At 30.5% G+C, this 17,772-nt stretch carries 18 protein-coding genes, 2 riboswitches and 1 other annotated feature; of the genes, 2 read left to right on the forward strand and 16 right to left on the reverse strand.

Annotated elements, in window-relative coordinates; genetic code table 11:
- Positions 1 to 113: 113 nt before the first annotated feature.
- The 5 genes from ABWP20_RS16110 to ABWP20_RS16130 all read right to left on the reverse strand — a co-directional run bounded on the left by ABWP20_RS16110 (position 114) and on the right by ABWP20_RS16130 (position 5,972).
- Positions 114 to 1,286 (reverse strand): ABC transporter substrate-binding protein, encoded by a 1,173-nt coding sequence (locus tag ABWP20_RS16110; protein ID WP_353097187.1) that lies wholly within the window; start codon positions 1,284 to 1,286, stop codon positions 114 to 116.
- A gap of 551 nt (positions 1,287 to 1,837) precedes the next feature.
- Positions 1,838 to 2,383 (reverse strand): RNA 2',3'-cyclic phosphodiesterase, encoded by a 546-nt coding sequence (thpR, locus tag ABWP20_RS16115; protein WP_353097188.1) that lies wholly within the window; start codon positions 2,381 to 2,383, stop codon positions 1,838 to 1,840.
- A 482-nt stretch (positions 2,384 to 2,865) separates the two neighbouring features.
- Positions 2,866 to 3,687, reverse strand: coding sequence for a TPM domain-containing protein (locus ABWP20_RS16120; RefSeq protein ID WP_353097189.1), 822 nt, complete (start codon positions 3,685 to 3,687; stop codon positions 2,866 to 2,868).
- Positions 3,681 to 4,733 carry a TFIIB-type zinc ribbon-containing protein gene (locus ABWP20_RS16125; RefSeq protein ID WP_353097190.1) on the reverse strand — a complete coding sequence of 351 codons (1,053 nt, stop codon included), beginning with the start codon at positions 4,731 to 4,733 and terminating at the stop codon, positions 3,681 to 3,683. The genes ABWP20_RS16120 and ABWP20_RS16125 overlap by 7 nt, the downstream gene beginning before the upstream one ends.
- Positions 4,734 to 4,772: 39 nt before the next feature.
- The gene (locus ABWP20_RS16130) at positions 4,773 to 5,972 is read right to left on the reverse strand and encodes an SPFH domain-containing protein (protein WP_353097192.1); all 1,200 of its coding nucleotides are present in this window, start codon (positions 5,970 to 5,972) and stop codon (positions 4,773 to 4,775) included.
- Positions 5,973 to 6,377: 405 nt separating this feature from the next.
- Positions 6,378 to 6,593: a binding site (T-box leader), on the forward strand.
- Positions 6,594 to 6,802: 209 nt separating this feature from the next.
- Here ABWP20_RS16130 and ABWP20_RS16135 point away from each other — a divergent pair.
- The gene (locus tag ABWP20_RS16135; protein WP_353097193.1) at positions 6,803 to 7,834 is read left to right on the forward strand and encodes an ornithine cyclodeaminase, nickel-pincer nucleotide-dependent; all 1,032 of its coding nucleotides are present in this window, start codon (positions 6,803 to 6,805) and stop codon (positions 7,832 to 7,834) included.
- 21 nt (positions 7,835 to 7,855) lie between these two features.
- On the opposite strand, the gene ABWP20_RS16140 is transcribed toward ABWP20_RS16135, so the two are convergent.
- The 3 genes from ABWP20_RS16140 to ABWP20_RS16150 all read right to left on the reverse strand — a co-directional run bounded on the left by ABWP20_RS16140 (position 7,856) and on the right by ABWP20_RS16150 (position 10,035).
- Positions 7,856 to 8,236, reverse strand: coding sequence for a hypothetical protein (locus ABWP20_RS16140; protein ID WP_353097194.1), 381 nt, complete (start codon positions 8,234 to 8,236; stop codon positions 7,856 to 7,858).
- 164 nt (positions 8,237 to 8,400) lie between these two features.
- A complete protein-coding gene (locus ABWP20_RS16145) occupies positions 8,401 to 8,946 on the reverse strand; it encodes a phosphoribosyltransferase family protein (protein WP_353097195.1) in 546 nt (181 codons plus the stop codon).
- A gap of 21 nt (positions 8,947 to 8,967) precedes the next feature.
- Positions 8,968 to 10,035: an NCS2 family permease gene (locus ABWP20_RS16150; protein WP_353097196.1), complete on the reverse strand. Its 1,068-nt coding sequence runs from the start codon at positions 10,033 to 10,035 to the stop codon at positions 8,968 to 8,970.
- Between the two features lie 140 nt (positions 10,036 to 10,175).
- A riboswitch (purine riboswitch) is annotated at positions 10,176 to 10,277 on the reverse strand.
- 375 nt (positions 10,278 to 10,652) lie between these two features.
- On the opposite strand from ABWP20_RS16150, the gene ABWP20_RS16155 reads away from it, so the two are divergent.
- On the forward strand, positions 10,653 to 11,594 hold the full coding sequence (locus ABWP20_RS16155) for a phosphoglycerate dehydrogenase (RefSeq protein WP_353097198.1): 942 nt from the start codon (positions 10,653 to 10,655) through the stop codon (positions 11,592 to 11,594).
- Positions 11,595 to 11,733: 139 nt separating this feature from the next.
- On the opposite strand, the gene ABWP20_RS16160 is transcribed toward ABWP20_RS16155, so the two are convergent.
- The 8 genes from ABWP20_RS16160 to ABWP20_RS16195 form a co-directional block, all read right to left on the reverse strand.
- Positions 11,734 to 12,390 carry a DUF998 domain-containing protein gene (locus ABWP20_RS16160; RefSeq protein ID WP_353097200.1) on the reverse strand — a complete coding sequence of 219 codons (657 nt, stop codon included), beginning with the start codon at positions 12,388 to 12,390 and terminating at the stop codon, positions 11,734 to 11,736.
- The gene (locus ABWP20_RS16165; RefSeq protein WP_353097202.1) at positions 12,380 to 12,610 is read right to left on the reverse strand and encodes an AbrB/MazE/SpoVT family DNA-binding domain-containing protein; all 231 of its coding nucleotides are present in this window, start codon (positions 12,608 to 12,610) and stop codon (positions 12,380 to 12,382) included. The genes ABWP20_RS16160 and ABWP20_RS16165 overlap by 11 nt, the downstream gene beginning before the upstream one ends.
- Before the next feature lie 253 nt (positions 12,611 to 12,863).
- The gene (locus tag ABWP20_RS16170; RefSeq protein WP_353097203.1) at positions 12,864 to 13,595 is read right to left on the reverse strand and encodes an amino acid ABC transporter ATP-binding protein; all 732 of its coding nucleotides are present in this window, start codon (positions 13,593 to 13,595) and stop codon (positions 12,864 to 12,866) included.
- 16 nt (positions 13,596 to 13,611) lie between these two features.
- Complete coding sequence (locus ABWP20_RS16175) at positions 13,612 to 14,388, reverse strand: amino acid ABC transporter permease (protein WP_353097204.1); 777 nt, start codon at positions 14,386 to 14,388, stop codon at positions 13,612 to 13,614.
- 11 nt (positions 14,389 to 14,399) lie between these two features.
- Positions 14,400 to 15,242, reverse strand: a complete 843-nt coding sequence (locus ABWP20_RS16180) for a transporter substrate-binding domain-containing protein (protein WP_353097205.1) — start codon at positions 15,240 to 15,242, stop codon at positions 14,400 to 14,402.
- Positions 15,243 to 15,401: 159 nt separating this feature from the next.
- Positions 15,402 to 15,585, reverse strand: a riboswitch (Lysine riboswitch).
- Positions 15,586 to 15,693: 108 nt separating this feature from the next.
- Positions 15,694 to 16,056: a hypothetical protein gene (locus ABWP20_RS16185; protein ID WP_353097207.1), complete on the reverse strand. Its 363-nt coding sequence runs from the start codon at positions 16,054 to 16,056 to the stop codon at positions 15,694 to 15,696.
- A 34-nt stretch (positions 16,057 to 16,090) separates the two neighbouring features.
- A complete protein-coding gene (ftcD, locus tag ABWP20_RS16190; protein ID WP_353097208.1) occupies positions 16,091 to 17,014 on the reverse strand; it encodes a glutamate formimidoyltransferase in 924 nt (307 codons plus the stop codon).
- A 38-nt stretch (positions 17,015 to 17,052) separates the two neighbouring features.
- A complete protein-coding gene (locus ABWP20_RS16195) occupies positions 17,053 to 17,694 on the reverse strand; it encodes a cyclodeaminase/cyclohydrolase family protein (RefSeq protein WP_353097209.1) in 642 nt (213 codons plus the stop codon).
- Positions 17,695 to 17,772 lie beyond the last annotated feature (78 nt).

The following is a 17,772-nucleotide window of genomic DNA, read 5'->3' on the forward strand; positions in this document are numbered from 1 at the left end:
AAAATTCTTAAATTATTTTCTTTTATTCCTTGACTTTTTATAGTTGGTCTTTCTATAAAATTTATGGAACAATGTCTTCAAATCCTATTTTTAAAGACATTGTTCATTTTATTCTACTTTGGATCCAATTTCTTTAAGAATGTTGGAACTCCGTCCTTCATTTCTATTATTGTCACAGATTTTACTGGATTATGTTTTTCGTCTATTGAAACTGTTCCTGTTACTCCTTTAAAATCCTTAGTTGAAGCGAGAGCATCTTTTAACTTTTCTGGATTTACTTCTCCTGCTCTTTCTAGAGCGTCTTTGAAAAAATAACCTAAATCATATCCTAATGCATTGAAAGCGTCAGCTTCTTTGCCATATTTTGCTTTAAAATTCTCTTTAAATCTGACTACTTCTTCTGCCTCATCCATTGGAGAATAGTGACTTGAGTAATACACATTATTTAAAACGTCTTTTCCTGCAATTTCAGTAAGCTTTGGTGATTCATATCCGTCCCCGCCAAGTATTGGTACATTTAATCCTAATTCTCTTGCTTGCCTAATTATTAAGCCCACTTCTTCATAATAACCAGGTATAAATAATGCTTCTGGATTTAATCCTTTAAGGTTTGTTAATACTGCTTTAAAATCTGTATCCTTAGATTGATAAGCTTCTTCTGCTAGTACTTTTCCCCCTAATTTTATATAGGTTTCTTTAAATGCTTTTGAAAGTCCCTTAGCATAATCAGATGTACTATCAGCTAATATTACTGCATTTTTGAAATCCAAATCTTTTAAAGCAAATTCTGCCATCATAACACCTTGGAATGAATCACTAAAACAAGTTTTAAATATATATTCCCTTACATTTCCATTGCTATCTACTGTAACATCATCTGTTGTAGCTGAAGCTGATATTAAAGGGATTTTATTCTGCATTGCCGCAGGTGATGCAGCTTTAGTATTACCAGATGTAGCAGGTCCAAGTAATGCTACAACTTTATCTCTAGTGGCTAATCTTGTAGAAACATTAGCTGATTCTGTATCCTCTGATTTATTATCAACTTTAATCGGTTCTATTTGTTTTTCAAGTGCTCCACCATTTTGATTTATTTCTTCAATAGCTAGTAACAATCCATCACTTAAACTCTTTCCATAAGTTGCAACATCACCTGATAATTCATAGTTCAATCCAACTTTTATTGTATCTTCACTAGCTTGATTATTTGCGGATTTAGATGTGCATCCTGCAAGAACATTTAATATAAAAATCAAAGATAATACTCCTAGTAATTTTCTATTCATTTTAAATTTCCTCCTAATTTTCAAAGTAATTTTTTTCTCTTATAATCCCATCTTCATCTATATTAATAATCATATATATGCCTCCCTTTTTAAGAAAAATTGATACTAAAAAAGCCTCTATATGTATACATACATATAGAGGCCAGTTATAGCGTTACCACTCTACCTTATAATTATCTCACGATAATTAACTCACTAGGTTCAATTATTAAACCCTGACTTTTTAACGGAGTCCACCGATATAACCTACTTAATTCAGCCATATAACTCAGAAGTGATTGTTCCCTATTATATCAATACTGGCTCTCATCTACCCCAGCTCTCTGTAATTGATTTTTCTTAATAGTTCGCTCTTCATCTTAGTATTTATTATTTAATTTAATTTAATTTAATATTAGATTGCAATCTTTTTTATATTTAAGAACTAATATAGCACGATAAAATATTACTGTCAATAAGATTTTGAAAAAAAATTTAAAAAAATTTCAATTAACCAAATTTTCAGCATTATTTCAATCTACAAATATTTGCATTTTCCATGTCTTTGAGTTCTATGGTTTAAATTCCTTTATATAAATTGGAACATAGGTTAATTGACCATTTTTTCTTGTACTCTCCATTATGGAAACCTTATTTACAGTCATTTCTTTCTTTTCTACTTGAATTAGCTTTTCTAGCATATTAAATTCTTCTGTAAGGATTATTTCCCTACCTAAGGTTATATGCGGAACAAATCTTCGTTGTTCTTTTTCATATCCATAAATCTCTAATCTATCTTCCAAATTTGAATATAATAAATCCAATGACTTATTTTTTTGCAATCCTATCCAAATTATTTTTTTGTTTTTTCTAGGGAATTCTCCAATTTCATTAAAAACTATTTTAAAGTTTTCTTGATTTAATGATATGTAATCAATGGCTTCTTTTAATTTATTTAATTCATCTTCCTTCACTTCACCAATAAATCGAAGTGTCAAATGAAAATTTCCCTTGTTAGTAAAATTACCTTTAGCACTATGTTGCTTAACTATCTCTTGAACATTATATAAATATTCTTTTATTTCTTCTGTAAATTCTATAGCTAAAAAAATACGCATAATTTCCACTCCTAATAAAATATTATATCCCAAAATTTCAAACTTCTTTTTATAATTAATATATTATAATAAAATATCTAGCTATACTTTAAATCTATGTTTTACTTATCTCTTGAGGAATTTTTTATTTAAATTAAAGTTGTGCTTTACAGCTACAAACTTAAATTTATATCTTCTTCTTTTTTAATTACTATACCCCATGGAGGTTTATTTATGAAAGAAAAATTCCTTAGTATATTATCAACTTTCATAGCTTTTACTGCAACTTTTTCTACCATTATTTCAATTTTAATTTTATATTATCCAACTATTTTAAGATTGTTTTCTAATTGACTAGAGAATATTTTTTAGCATTTATACCTCATTTATACAAATTCCCCTTAAAGTAAATAGATTTTCATATTTCATCTGTCTACCTTAAGGGGAACATGTTAAAATTTATTCTTAGTCCATAAAATACATTGATTTATAATCAATAACTATTAAAACTTTCGTCCTCCTCCACCATGAGTATTTCCACTAGAAGAAGTATGAGTTGTACTTCTTCCACTGGAAGAGTTTGAATTATCAGTAGGTTTTGGAATGACTCTATGTGTTACAAAAGTATCTATTAGTTTATCTTCATTTGAAGTTAAATTCACAAAACTATTCTTTTTATAGGCAAAGGGATTTGCAGGTTTTGGAGTTTTATATCTTGATTTTGTAGTAAAGTAAAATATACTACTAGTCAATATCCCTCCAATCACACTAATTACTACATCAGCAAATGTTAACTTATTTTTAACTTTTTCAGGTTTATTATATTGATCCGATGGAATTCCAGACTCAAGATAACCCTTAGTACCTTTTAAAAATTCCATAGCAGCTCCATAATAATCCCCATCGCCTAAGCCACTATCAAATACATTATCTAGTATTCTTTCAATTCTTTCATCTGTTAAATATCTAATTCCTATACCAGATGTGGATATATAAGCTTCTCTATTATCCATATCTATTAAAAATAATATTCCATCATGGTTATCTCCTACTCCAAAGTCTCCATAATCAAAAAAGTCATCTGCATATTCCCTAGATGTTTTTCCTTCAGTATCATTAGTGGTTACAATAACTATATCCATATTATAGTCATTAGATAAACTATTTACCTCATTTTCTAATTTAACTCTCTCATCTTCAGTAAATAACATTGCATCATCAAATACTAATGACTTTTCAGCTACTACAGAAACTGGATTAAAAATAAATATGGTTAATATTAAAGATAATATTAAACTCATTAATCTTTTAGTTATATTTACCATATCAGTATCCCTCCTATTAAAAGAAAAATAATTGTTATCACAAATATTATTATAGATACATTAAATGCCTTTTTCTTATTAAAAGGAAGTTCTCCAAAAGATTTGCCAGTCTGACCATTTACAGCATATACATATGTCTTCCCCTTATAGATATAAGTTAATATCCATGCAGGTAAAAGAGTATATTTCCAATCTTTATAATTTATATTGGAATTATTTCTTATATCATTTACTAGATTAAACCCAGATATGGTTTCGTCTATTAAATTTTTTGAGTATTTATTAACTCTATCTTCTATTCTAGGAACTACATCTTTTCTTTCTATATCATATTGTTCTGCAAAAAAACCTGAGAGATAAGGCATAGAGAAATCTATAGATTCATCTTCTTTATATGGAGCTATACCATTTAAAAGAATAGAATCTATTTTAGTAAATGCCAGTTCCCCTACATTCTCTATATCTACTTGGCCCCTTCGCACTATTTGATATTTTTTGGTTTCTGTAAATTCTCTGTCTCCACTTCTCCATACTCTAATATTTCTTGCCTCACCTATATAATCTATATCAACTTTACAGTCAGTCCACCAATATGGTAAATATATTCCTGTTATCTTCTCCAGTTGTGAGTCACCATAAAAATCATTGGGAACAAATCTCTTATTTTCAGCCCAATTTAAAAACCTTTCTTTTGCCTTCTTTTTATCAATAGAGAATGCTATCATTTTATTAGGTTGAAAGTTACCTTTTAGCCTATCTGAAATTATAACTGGGTTATGGCAATAATAACAGAATGTAGCAGTAGTAGTATCATCAGTGACTACCTTTGCACCACAGCTATTACACTCATAAGACAATAGTTTCCCATTTTCCTTATGATGTTCATGCTTTTCTTCGTTTTCTTCTTTGTCCTTTTCCTTATATATATCTTCAATTTCTTCTTCAGTATATTCACTTAAACAAAAATCACATTTAAATTTCTGAAGTTCAGGTTTAAAATGTATTCCTGCCCCACAACTTGGACATTTATAACTTTTAGTAGCCATAGCTTTCCCCTTTTCTAATTACCAAATATTTAAGCCTAATTAAAATTTTGTTCCACATTCTGGACAAAACTTTGGACTTCCTTCAGTTGGTTTATAACCACAGTTAGAACATTGTAATGGAGTAGCTCTCTTTGTTCCACATTCTGAACAGAAGTGTCCTGAATTCTGGGCACCACAATTAGTACAGAACCAGTGGCTTTTTTGTGTATTTTGAGTTTGATTCTGTGAATTTTGTTTCTGTGCCATTTGATTTTGATTAGATTGAGATGCAGCACTCATAAAATTACCTGCTCCTTGCATCCCTACTCCCATGCCCATAAAAGCAGTGGCAGCTCCTCCTTCATTTGAACCAGCAGCTTCCATTCCTCTAGCAATGGAACCCTGTACATATCCTTCTCTTACAGATGGATCCCCTAGCATAGCTCCTTTATTTCTCATATTAATTAATTCCTTAGATTCATCATCATAGGAAATACTAGCTATACCTACAGATTGGATTTCCATACCTCTCATTCTTTTCCATTCTTCATCTAATATATCAGACATATATTTACTTAATTCTCTACCCTTTGATGGAACATGTGATATACGGATTCCATCAACAGACATTTGATTCATAGCTGATTGTAACGCCTCTAAAAATTCTGATAGATATTGTTCATTAATATCTTCGATATTTACCCTATCTTTATTTCTAGGAATTGCTTCCTTAAAGAATAGTAATGGATCAGTTATCTTTATAGAATAAGTTCCGAAGGTTCTTAAAAACAACTCGGAATTATAAAAGTTATCAAAGTAATTTAAAGGATTTGGAGTGCCAAATTTTATTCCCTTTATTTCTTGTAAATTTATATAATATACTTTTTGAACAGTAGGTGTAACCCCACCGTATTTTACACGTTGAAATGACTCTCTTAAGCTATCCTTGAAGCTTCCATTAAATAAGGATGGTAAAGATGAATTATCTACTTTATAATATCCTTCTTCTGCTGTATAATCTACTATCTTTCCTCCATCTACTAGAATCATAAATTGATTTGGATATACATGAATTATTGATCCATTTGAAACTGTATTCTCAGTTCCTCTTTTATTTGACCCTCTTCTATCATCTTTTCTAACTGTTATACCAGATGTAAATACAGTATTATCACTCATATCATTAGGTTCAATTACTTCTAACCATTGATCCGCAAGAGAGCCTCCTATAGCAGAGCTAATTGCTTTTATTAGTCCCATTTTTATTCCCTCCTTATAGAATATATTTAGTATTATACTATATATTTCATACCCATTGTATAATTTTTCAATTTAATCTCCATATATTGATTATAAGACATAACCTCTTATGCACCTATAGAAGTCAAACACTACTTTTTTATAAGAACCTTTTCCAATTATTTTTTAACCTGGTAAAATTAGGAAACCATATTTCTTTAGACATATTCAAATAATTCTTATACTAAAAATATTTATACTGATAGGTTAGATTCTAGATTATATCTACTCTTTTTGGATTTAAATACTATTTATATATTAATCTTAAATTTTGATATTCAATTTTTCCATTATATTCAATGAAAATATTTTTTAAAAAAGAGTTGACAAATTCTATTATAGTTCATATAATAGTTTTTAAATAAATATTTAGCTATGATGAGGAATAGTAAATAGAAAGATTCTAAAAGGAAGGAAGACTCACCGACTGAAAGGTTTTCTAAGATTATTTCTTTTGAACCCACCCTTTAGGCTGCAAATGAAAAGTTTGTCCGTTTCGCCAACGTTATAGGCTTCAAGTGGATTAAGTTAAATTTTACTTAATCAATTTGGGTGGTACCGCGAATTACCTTCGTCCCAGTATTGGGACGAAGGTTTTTTTATGACCTAACCCAGTGAACGTAGTGAACTGTAGGTAGGTCAAACGCAATGAGCACCAACCTTAATATAGAATTTATCATTGGGGGTGTCCCTTAGGACCAAATTCATACAAGTATATCAAGTAAATGAATTTAAGTTTCAATACTGAAAGAAGTTATTTAAATTGTTAAATAGTGAAAGGAGATTTCAAAATGGAAATAGATAAATTAAGAAATAAGAATAAAACTAAAAATATATTGTTGAAAAAGGTAGAGCAAGATAAACATGTCCCTGATGATTTCTATTCAACTACAAATTGCACAACCTTAGTTTTCTATAACAATGAATGGATAGAAGTACAAAACCAACGAATGGATGCAATTATAGTAATAGATGAACAAGGTGCTTCATGTAAAAAATTAAGAGATATTAAACAAGGTGATATGGTAGTATGCGGTGATTCAGGCATCAAAATAATAAAAAACAATGATGATAAAGTGGAAAATTCATTTAATTTTATGAATAGCTCAGTATCCTCTGAAAGAAGGAATAATATTCTTATAAAAAACTTGGCTTCTGAATTATTTTATGATAATAAAAAGATGACCATAGTTGCAGGTCCTGTAGTAGTTCATACAGGTGGAGATTATTATCTTTCAAAGCTCATTAAGGAAAATTATATATCTAGTTTACTGGCTGGCAATGCCCTTGCAGTTCATGATATAGAAAAAAACCTTTTTGGTACTTCTTTGGGAGTATGTGCAAAATCAGGCAAAGTAACTCATAATGGATATAGAAATCATATGAGAGCCATAAATCAAGTTATGAAATATGGATCAATAGAAAACACTGTAGAAGCTAAAGTACTTCATTCAGGTATAATGTATGAATGTGTTAAAAGCCATACTCCTTTTGTACTTGCAGGAAGTTTAAGAGACGATGGACCTTTGCCAGATACAATTACCGATATGATAAAGGCTCAAGAAGCCTATAATAATCATTTACAAAATTCAGATATAGTATTAGTTCTTGGCACTATGCTCCATGGAATTGCTAGTGGAAATATGCTGCCTGCAAGGATTAAGATGATATGTGTAGATATTAATTCTGCTGTAGTTACAAAATTATGTGATAGGGGAAGTAGTCAAACTATAGGTATTGTTACAGATGTAGGTTTATTCTTAAATCTATTGGTTTATGAAATTGAGAACTTAAAAAATAATTTACAGGCATTAGGTTGTTAACCTAGTACCTGTAAATTATAATTAATGTATTCCATCAAATTCAATTTCATGCTGAATAATCTCATCTATACGTTTTTCAATTCTATCAAGGTCAAAATTGGCTTCTTTTTTTATACTCTTTCTAAGCATAGGACCTATTTGTTTAATACTATCACCTATATCATATAAAAGTTCTAATGCAGCAGAAGCTTCAAGTTCTTCTCTAGGTATTTCCACCATTCTTGCTAATATAGAATTTTCAGTTTTAGATGCTATTATAGGTGATTTAACTTCTTCAACATATACAACTGTTCTTCTTCCTGGTCCACGATCATCTTCAATAGGTTCTAAACTAATGATTTTATCAGAACGAGCAAACTTTCCATAACCTAATGGCACCATTATACCTTCTTTGATTTCCATATAACCACCGTCCAATCTAAAGTTCAAAATTATAAGTATTATATACTAGTGTTCCTTGACATATATAAAATATACTGCCTACCTAATTAATAAAAGCAATGAAGACTTCTAATTAATTAAAAATCTTCATTGCCTATATATTTATTTAAAATCACTATAATAAATTATTCTGCTTCAAAAAGTGGGAGATACTCTAAGAAAATAATATCTTTCCTATTTGCTGCCTCTCCTTCTGCCAGTATAGCAGCTTTAGCAGCAACTATACCACCTGCAGATTCTACAATTCTTTCTAGAGCTTTGATGGAATCTCCTGTACTTATTACATCATCAATAATAGCTACTCTCTTTCCCTTTATATATTCTGCATCTTGTTCGTCTAGACACAATAATTGTTTCTTCTGCGTAGTAATAGATACGACTTCATCTATAATCGGTGAATTCATATATGGTTTAATACTTTTTCTAGCCACAATATATTTTTTCATATTTAACAGTCTAGACATCTCAAATACCAACGGAATTCCCTTTGCCTCTGCAGTTATTAGTACATCAACATCAGGTAATTTCTTTACAATTTCAGGAGCCGATGCACAGACTATTTCAGTGTCTCCCAGTATTACAAAGCTTGCAATACTAAGTTTATCATTAATTTGTATAATAGGCAGTTCACGCCTTATTCCAGCTACCTCAATAAAATATGTGTTTTCCATTATTTTAATCCCCCTTATATATTACATTCCCAATATACTTGCAAATGCTTTAAATATAACTCCTGCCAACATGCCTAAAAATGGATCAGTTATTGCTGTTACTGTCATGGTTATTCCTCCAAGAATTGCTCCTCCTGGCATACCTGTTGCAGTTAATGCAGCCACAGCATTATCTGGAACTGTTACAATTGCTCCTAATACAAATAAGAATCCTGCAATTGACTCACTAGGTATATATTTTCCCATTTTAGGAAGTAATCCTGCAAATAGGATTATAGCCATTAAACTCATCATTAAAACTCCAGACATTAATGGATGTGGTGCACCTCCTGTAGCAGAAATAACAGATTCAACAGGTCCGCCGCCAAATAATGCCGATGCAAGGTCTGCTAAACTGCTTACAATAGATAAGTGGTCTATGTTTACATTGACATTTGCAATATTTCCTGTAATCTTACCAAAAGCAATATTAGCTCCAATATTTAAACATACCATTGCTAAAGCCCCACGAATAACTGAAATATTTATAATAGGCTTTTGAAAAACTATTTTTTCTCTTTCAGTAATATTGATATCAGATTTTTGCTTTAAAATCATTGCCATAACACTGGTTACAATAACTGAAATTGCAATTGTATACACTAAGTCCTTTGTAATCATGTAGGTAATAAAACTAATTGCAATTGAACTAAATCCAACAATTTTATTTTTTCTTGCCATATCCACAGCTACACGTGTCAACATAATACCTACACCTGCCATCATTCCACTAGTAATTGCAGGTCCAATAAAACTTACAATTCTTTCAAGAAAACCAAATATACCTATAATAGTCATACCTACTCCACCTAAAATGACCATTGATATTCGTTCCTTCATATCTTTTCCCATTGTCCCTGCCAAAGTAATTGTTTCAGCCTGAAATGAGACTGGTGCTACTACACCTAAAATTAAACATCCTATTGCACCAACGATAAATGCAAAAGCCGTAGGCACAGATGCAAATCCAAATGATAATGCTAAAAGTCCCTGAGGTAATCCATTAAGAATAACACTCAATGCTGCAAGTAAATCCTTTAGTAAATCCATTTATGTCTCTCCTTTACATTGCTCTCAGATAATAAAATACCATACATAATAACAAAAGACTAGGGTTCTCTCCTATAGGAAAGAACTCCAGTCTTTTTAAATCGAAAACAAAGGTTAGAATGAACTCTACCTTTGTAGCATTATCTGTTATCCTGACCCATAGTAGGATATTTTACGGTTATCCTGTAGAAACTCTCGAACCATATTATCGAGATTATATGAGAGCAAATATTTATTTAACATAATAAATATATCAAAAAACTTGACATTTTGCAACATTTTTCTACTATTAGTTCAAAATTCAAAACAAAGATTACCTTTATAAAAAATGGGTATTACTATATCATTATATAATTAAGAAACAAACCTATTTCAAATAAGAAATAATAAATAACTATTATCTCACAAAACTAATAGATAGAAAATATTTAAACTTCAATTTTATTATAAAAGCAAAACATTGTTTATAAAATACAAATATTACCTTATATTAACTAAAGATAAAAATAGGTATTTCATGTAAATTTTATTATGTTTATAGAAATAATCTATTAAAATTATAAAACTTAATCAGCGATATTGAAAAATACTGTTTGATTTAAAAAGGAGGAATATCTTTGAAAGCATTAATTACTTTTAAGTACAAAGATGATGAAATGAAAAACCTAGAAAATCTAGGTTATGAAATAATATTTAGGGATGAAAGGAATATCGTCTTTTCTGATGAAATAAAAGATGTAGATTTAATGGTATGCTTTGATCCATTTGAAAAAATAGACATAAGTCTATTCCCAAATCTTAAATGGATTCAGCTTTTAAGTGCAGGTATTAATCAGGTACCAATAGATAAAATTCTAGGGAAAAATATCATTCTAACAAATAATAGGGGTGGCTATAGCATACCAATTGCTGAATGGATAGTACTTAAAATTCTAGAAATGATAAAAAATAGTAAAGAATTTTATGATAAGCAAACTAAAAAAATATGGAAAATGGATACTTCCCTTCTAGAGCTTTATGGAAAGACTATAGGATTTATAGGCACTGGATCTATAGCTAAAGAAGCTGCCAAAAGACTAGAAGGATTTGGTGTTAAAATATTAGGAATTAATTCTAGTGGAAAAAGCGCAGACCATTTCCATCAATGCTTTAGTATAGACAAGATAAACCATATAGTTCCTCGATGTGATTTCTTAGTAATAGCTGCTCCTTATACAGATAATACTCATCATCTTATAGATGAAAATGTTTTTGCTAATATGAAAAACGGAACTTATTTAGTCAATATTGCTCGTGGAAGTATTATAGATGAAAAGGCACTTATTAATAATCTAAAATCTGGTAAAGTGAAAAAAGCTGCCTTAGATGTTTTTGAAATAGAACCTTTATCAGCAGATAATCCTTTATGGGAAATGGATAGTGTAATCGTATCACCTCATAACTCTTGGGCCTCAGAAATGTATGCTAGAAGAAGATATGAAATTGCTTATGAAAATATGAAAAGATATATTAACAAGGAAAGTCTTGTTAATATAGTTGATTTAAAAATAGGATATTAATTTGAAGTATTAATGTATAAAAATAGTAGAAAAATCTATCCTCGCCAATTGTGATTTTATGCCCGACAGGAATAAGGAATACGCCGATAATCCTGCATAAATGCTACATTTTTATAGGTTATCGGCGTATTGCAGCACCTCATTTCATAAATATATTTTTAAATGAAACTATAATTATCGGTGCATACATACAAAGCAAACTTAATCTTTGCCATATTCCCTCATTAGAAATTATAGTGTTTTCAAACTTTGTCTTATCAGCCATTACAAACAAAGCAAAAAATAGTATAGTCAAAGCAAAAAATATAAATGACATAACACTACAAACTACCTCGTTTGAACGCATGGAAACAATCCCAATAATCAAAGGAACAAAGGTTAAAACAAAGAATCCCAAAACAGAGCCATACCCATGTATTTTTTCAGGTAGAGTTGTAAGTTCCTTTGTTTCTCCAACTGAAAATATACCAGATAATATGCAAGCTCCAATTGCATAAATCACTACACAAAATAGCAATACTTTTGAAAGTATATTTGAAGCAGGCAAATATATTACATACAATTTTAAACTGCCAAGAATAAGCATAATTCCCGCAGAAATAAGCCACAAGTTATATATTAAATGTACTGGTGAATTGCGATTACCTAACAAACTCATTACCATTGTCAAATGATTATACTTTTTGCAAAATGTAGCAAGAAAAAAAGGTATAATTAAATCGCCAATTGTTGCAATGAGTAAGAGAATAAAGCCTACATCTGACACACCAAAGGATTTTGTCATATTATTTATCATCTAGCTTAAACCCTCCTAACCCTTTAAGGATTTTTACCGCAACTTCTTGCATAACATCTGCTTTTGTAATAGCAATCCCCTGTTCCTCATCTCCTAAAACCAATAAAATGTCTCCCGGTTTTATATCAAACATATCTCTTGCTTCTTTAGGAATTACAATTTGTCCTCGTTCTCCTACCTTGACTGTTCCAAAAATATGTTTACCTTTTGGTAATGGCATTTTCACTCCCCCTATTTTCATATTTTTCATACTAATATGAAAAGCATATCATCAATCACATAGTAAATCAAGAAAACACCAGCCCCAAATTCTATTATATGCTTTATTTCCATCTATCAAACCAATAAAAATTTAATTTAAATATAGAATTAGGTATGATACTTATAAATAAAAATAGTAATATGAATTCTATATCTAAATAAAAATACAGATTTCACATTACTATTTATAATATCTCCTATTATTATAGCTATTACAAGGTACGTCTCAAAAATTCCCTCGTACGTTCCTCAACTGGATTGTTGAAGATTTGCTCTGGTGTTCCCTCCTCTACAATAACTCCTTTATCCATAAATACTACACGGTCAGCTACTTCCTTTGCAAATCTCATTTCATGGGTCACTACTAACATAGTAAGTCCAGTTTCAGCAAGTTCTTTCATAACTTTAAGAACCTCTCCTACCATCTCTGGATCAAGAGCAGATGTAGGTTCATCAAATAGCATAACATCAGGTTCCATAGAAAGTGCCCTAGCAATGGCCACACGCTGTTTTTGCCCCCCTGATAATTGCTTTGGTCTTGCATTAATATATTGGTACATTCCAACTACTTTTAAATATTTAAGAGCTACTTCTTCTGATTCTTCTTTTGAACGTTTCAACACTTTTACTTGACCGACTATACAGTTGTTTAAAATATTATGATTATTAAACAAATTAAATTGTTGAAATACCATTCCTAATTTTGTACGATATTCGTAAATATTATGATTATCATCTAAAATATTTTTTCCTTTATAAATAATTTTTCCACCACTTGGTTTCTCCAAAAGATTTACACATCGAAGAAGTGTTGATTTGCCTGAACCAGATGAACCAATAATGCAAACTACCTCTCCTTTATTTACTGAAAAATTAATATCTTTTAATACTTCATGAGTTCCAAAGGATTTATTTAAATGTTGAATATCAATGACCTTTTCCATCTTTCTCCCTCCCCATCTAATATTGATTAACATTACATTCTTTTCTTTTACCGATTATAGTCCCTTCTACTTGTATTTCACCTGTATATTTAACATAGTTCTCAGGACCTTCTAATCTTCTTTCAATAAAACGTAAAATTCTTGTTATAGTAAATGTCATTATAAGATAGAGAGTACATGCTATAAAAAACGACTCATAATATTTAAAGTTATTTCCTGCTACTGATTTTGTTTGAAAATATAATTCAGTTACGGAAATTACATTAAGAACTGAAGTATCTTTTATATTAATTATAAATTCATTTCCAAGTGCAGGTAAAATATTTCGTATTGCTTGAGGCAATATGACATAAACCATAGTTTGAATATGGTTCATCCCTATAGCTTCAGCGGCTTCAAATTGTCCTTTATCTATGGAGATAATACCTCCTCTAATGATTTCTGACATATAAGCCCCTGTGTTAATAGATACTATAAATATAGCTGCAAATATTCTATTCATATCTACACCAAATGCAGCAGCAGACCCATAATAAATTACCATAGCTTGTACAATCATAGGGGTTCCACGAAATACTTCTATATAAATTGAAAAAATAATATTAATCAATTTAAAAATAATTTTCTTTACTCCATTTTCAGATATAGAAATTGTACGCACAACTCCTGTTAATAAACCAATGACAGATCCCACTACAGTGCCGATTATGGAAATAAAAAGTGTCATACCAGCTCCACGGAGAAACATTGGTCCATTATTTAAAGCAATCTTTAATATCGACTCAAAATTCATATTTCTCCTCCTTATTCAGCTGCTGGTTGATTTTTAATAGCAGTATCCATAATAGCTGTTTGTTCTTCTTCTGTAATATCTTCTAATATTTCATTGATTTTTTCAGTTAACTCACTGCCCTTCGCAACACCTACAGCTACTGCTGTATCATCATCTGATGTATTAAAGCCATCTGTAAATTCTATCATTTTAAAATTAGCATTGGCAGTTTCAGCACTAATACCTTCTGGTCGCTCTGAAACATATCCATCAATGATTCCTGATTCAAGGGCAACTCTAATTGCTGTAAAATTATCCATAGCTGGCTGCTTGTCTACATCTTGAATCTGGTCAATCACTGAGTAATGAAATGTATTTAATTGAGCAGTTATCTTAGCTCCTTTAAAATATTGAATGGAATTAGCATTTTCATATTTTCCACCTTTTTTAACGACCATAACTAAATTGGACTTATAATAATTATTTGTAAAATCTATGGTTTCCTTACGCTCTTCTGTTGGTGACATCCCTGCAATAATTGCATCTATTTTACCAGAAGTCAATGCTGGTACAAGACCATCCCACTCAGTTTTAACTATAACTAATTCCTTTCGTAATCCCTCTGCAATTTTCTTAGCAATTTCTACATCATATCCCCCTGCAAATTCTTTAGCTCCATCTATCTTAACACCACCATTGGAATCATCCATTTGTGTCCAATTAAATGGTACATATCCAGCTTCAAGACCTATTCTAAATACTTTACTTTCTTCTACTACCTTCGTATTTTCTACATTGCTGCTTGTACCACATCCTGTTAAAACCATTAATGATAATAAAGCTATTGTGATTAGTATTGATAATTTTTTTCTCATGACTAGTTCTTCCTCCTGCTGTCTTAATTTTTATTAGTATTCTAACTTAAAGTCAAACTTGCCATTTATACGAGTCATGCTATTTAAAACAACAAAAAGACCTGAGATAGACTCAGGTCCTAATAAACATAGTAATACCTAATTCCCCTCCTTTTCCCAAAATGAGATAGCACAACTCAATAAACTGGGAAAGTTTATTGAGACAGTCCTACAGCTATTAACTGTAGCCCCAGCAAGTAATACTGAGAATATTACAAGCTTCGGCGATATTTCCTTCTCCTTAGTATCATTATTTTCTCATACTCCACTAAAGACTGTTAAATACCGCGCCTCTACCTCACCTGTAAAAGTGAGGCTTTATTCAATTATTTTTATAGTTTACAACAAAATCTTGTATCTGTCAAGTCAGTAGTCAAATTATAACTATAAAATCTTCAAACAAATGTATTATTTAAAACAATATATGCATAAACAATGCTGCAAATGGCATTGCAATAATGGTTCTTTCTAGGAATACAATCATTAACTCTTTAAACTTTATCGGAAGTCCAGTATTCATAATTACTACAACGGATTCCGCTAAGAATATTATTTGCACCATTGATACTACTGTTACAAAAAATCTTGTTTTTACATGTAATTGGGATACCTTATCTGCAATAGTTAATACAGGTATAAACATTTCTGTAATCCCTGTTGGAATAGCTGCTGCTGCAACTTGAGCATCTGGAACTCCCAATATTTTCGTTAGTGGTAAAAATGCATAACCTTGTATCTCAAATATATTATCATTTTCATTTATAAGACTGTCCATATCAAGTAACTGAACGGACAGTCTTATCATTAAATTAAAACATTAAATGTGTTTCTAATATTTGCTCTTGTTTTAATCCTTGTAATCCTAGATAATGAGTAAGATTATTTAATAAGTATTCTAATTTAACTGGCCCTACAAGTTCTGAGCCTGTTACTGCTACACCATATTTTTGAGCTTCAAGTTTAACTAATTCAAATACTCTATAAAGTGGTGTATTTGCACAGTCAAACATATTTACAGATACAACTACTCCTTCTCTTTCTGGGAATTTTATTCCTACTGCTCTAGTTGTTGAGAATCCACCACTTGGTCCTCTTACTGCTTTAGCTATTTGTTTAGCTATACTTACATCTTCTGTTGCTAAAAATACGTTATAAGCTGTTAATCCTTCTTTATCAGCTGATACAATAGTAGCACCATATTGTGGACTTAATTTTCCATTTGCTGATAAATCAGGTTTTCTAGATTCATAATCAGGATTATTGCTATCCTCTAGTAAAGCTTTTAAACCTTCATATTGCCCTTTTCTAATAAATGAGATACTTTTTTTATCTTCAGTTCTAGCATTTTCTCCTGAGAAATAAATAGGAACTTGATGTTTTTCAAACAACTCTTTTCCTATTTCCTCAGCTAATTCTTTACATTCTTCTAAACTTATATTAGCCAATGGAAATAGTGGAATAGTATCTTGCCCACCAATTCTTGGGTGCGTTCCCTCTTGTTCTCTCATGTCAATTAATTCATATGACTTTGCTGCCATTTCTAATAATGCTTCTTTAAGTGGAGCTGGCTCACCGATTATAGTTAGAACTGTTCTATTAAAGTCATGTTCTGGTTCACAAGTAACTAGTTTTACTCCTTCTTTATTTTTAATAGTACCAGAAATCGCATCAATTACCTCTTGTCTTCTTCCATCACTGAAATTAGGTACTGCTAATATATATTTATTTTCCATGTCCTCTCTCCTCACCAAAGTAATATTAAAGAACTTCCTTATCCATTAAGTCTCTCATAAACAATTGCTAAAGATTTTTCCTTTAGATTTTTAGCAGAATTTAATAAACTAGATACCTTTTCAGAAATAATCTTTTTATATTCTTCATCTTTTATACTACCTAAATTAATTGTTACATTTAACAATGCGCCTTCTAATCCTGAATAAGCAAGTAATACACCTACTCCAATATCAGTTATTGCATTTACATTTCCATATCTTGCAAATACATCTTGTAATTCTAATACTCTGTGGCATTTTTCAGCACATTTTAATGGAACCTCTAAGGCAATTTTATATCCTTCTTGAATTGCCTGTGATCTGACTTTTTTCTCCTCATCAGTATCCTTTGGCATTTTAAATGCTTCCATTACCTTATCAAAAGCATTGGTATCCTTATCTACATCATCTGCTAGGTTTTCAAATAATTGTTCTAACTCTTTAGCATTAGACTCCATCTTAGTCCTTACATCCTCTGACAACTCTAAATAATTCTTCTTAGAGAATGTTAATCCTCCAACCATGCTTGTTAAAGCAGAACTTAATGTTCCAACATAAGCAGATACGCTTCCTCCACCTGGTGTAGGATCACTGCTCTTGGTATCTAATGCATATTGCTTTAAGCTTTTGTCTATAAACAATTTTGACACCTCCATATATATAATATATAGCGTTAATCATAATTCATAACGCTTGAAATCACTGTATCTTACACAGTG

It is taken from the genome of Tissierella praeacuta (assembly GCF_040396155.1).
Classification (GTDB): domain Bacteria; phylum Bacillota; class Clostridia; order Tissierellales; family Tissierellaceae; genus Tissierella; species Tissierella praeacuta_A.

What these genes read in the sequence shown, in the direction of transcription:
- ABWP20_RS16110 (WP_353097187.1), bottom strand. Translation starts at nt 1,286, where the DNA reads ATGAATAGAAAATTACTAGGAGTATTATCTTTGATTTTTATATTAAAT.
- thpR (WP_353097188.1), bottom strand. Translation starts at nt 2,383, where the DNA reads ATGCGTATTTTTTTAGCTATAGAATTTACAGAAGAAATAAAAGAATAT.
- ABWP20_RS16120 (WP_353097189.1), bottom strand. Translation starts at nt 3,687, where the DNA reads ATGGTAAATATAACTAAAAGATTAATGAGTTTAATATTATCTTTAATA.
- ABWP20_RS16125 (WP_353097190.1), bottom strand. Translation starts at nt 4,733, where the DNA reads ATGGCTACTAAAAGTTATAAATGTCCAAGTTGTGGGGCAGGAATACAT.
- ABWP20_RS16130 (WP_353097192.1), bottom strand. Translation starts at nt 5,972, where the DNA reads ATGGGACTAATAAAAGCAATTAGCTCTGCTATAGGAGGCTCTCTTGCG.
- ABWP20_RS16135 (WP_353097193.1), top strand. Translation starts at nt 6,803, where the DNA reads ATGGAAATAGATAAATTAAGAAATAAGAATAAAACTAAAAATATATTG.
- ABWP20_RS16140 (WP_353097194.1), bottom strand. Translation starts at nt 8,236, where the DNA reads ATGGAAATCAAAGAAGGTATAATGGTGCCATTAGGTTATGGAAAGTTT.
- ABWP20_RS16145 (WP_353097195.1), bottom strand. Translation starts at nt 8,946, where the DNA reads ATGGAAAACACATATTTTATTGAGGTAGCTGGAATAAGGCGTGAACTG.
- ABWP20_RS16150 (WP_353097196.1), bottom strand. Translation starts at nt 10,035, where the DNA reads ATGGATTTACTAAAGGATTTACTTGCAGCATTGAGTGTTATTCTTAAT.
- ABWP20_RS16160 (WP_353097200.1), bottom strand. Translation starts at nt 12,390, where the DNA reads ATGATAAATAATATGACAAAATCCTTTGGTGTGTCAGATGTAGGCTTT.
- ABWP20_RS16165 (WP_353097202.1), bottom strand. Translation starts at nt 12,610, where the DNA reads ATGCCATTACCAAAAGGTAAACATATTTTTGGAACAGTCAAGGTAGGA.
- ABWP20_RS16170 (WP_353097203.1), bottom strand. Translation starts at nt 13,595, where the DNA reads ATGGAAAAGGTCATTGATATTCAACATTTAAATAAATCCTTTGGAACT.
- ABWP20_RS16175 (WP_353097204.1), bottom strand. Translation starts at nt 14,388, where the DNA reads ATGAATTTTGAGTCGATATTAAAGATTGCTTTAAATAATGGACCAATG.
- ABWP20_RS16180 (WP_353097205.1), bottom strand. Translation starts at nt 15,242, where the DNA reads ATGAGAAAAAAATTATCAATACTAATCACAATAGCTTTATTATCATTA.
- ABWP20_RS16185 (WP_353097207.1), bottom strand. Translation starts at nt 16,056, where the DNA reads ATGGACAGTCTTATAAATGAAAATGATAATATATTTGAGATACAAGGT.
- ftcD (WP_353097208.1), bottom strand. Translation starts at nt 17,014, where the DNA reads ATGGAAAATAAATATATATTAGCAGTACCTAATTTCAGTGATGGAAGA.